The organism is Microbulbifer sp. 2205BS26-8, from assembly GCF_030731025.1.
Taxonomy (GTDB): Bacteria; Pseudomonadota; Gammaproteobacteria; order Pseudomonadales; family Cellvibrionaceae; genus Microbulbifer; species Microbulbifer spongiae.
Genome location: NZ_JAVAMR010000201.1, coordinates 1 through 405 on the forward strand (window position 1 = coordinate 1; position 405 = coordinate 405).

The following is a 405-nucleotide window of genomic DNA, read 5'->3' on the forward strand; positions in this document are numbered from 1 at the left end:
CCTGCTGGACGCCATTGCGCAACAGGCCCGCGAAGCCGGCATGCTCGGCGCCGCACTGCAATTTAAATGGGACCGCAGACCGCTGGGATTAACCTGGCCCACCAGTACAAACTATGCCGGCGGCACCAAATATTCCTTTAATGCCAGTGCCGGGCGCGGCTATCTGCACGTGCTGGCCAATGATGCCGAGGGCGGTGCCCGGGTGGGTCTGAACGGTGCCCAGGTCGGGGTAATGAGCGGACAGGATGGCGCTACCCAATGGTACAGCTTCCCGATCACGCTGGTGGCAGGTGCCAATGAGCTTTCCGTGTGGGCCAGTTCCAGTGACGGCGGCACTTATGGAGGGCTGGTGGTGACCCTCGGTGGCAGTGGTGACCCGGAGGCATTGCTGGATGCCTCCGTGGC

At 63.2% G+C, this 405-nt stretch carries 1 protein-coding gene; it reads left to right on the forward strand.

Annotated features, from left to right (window positions below):
* On the forward strand, positions 1–405 hold a 405-nt coding region (locus Q5Y71_RS17270), incomplete at both ends, for a hypothetical protein (RefSeq protein WP_306043306.1).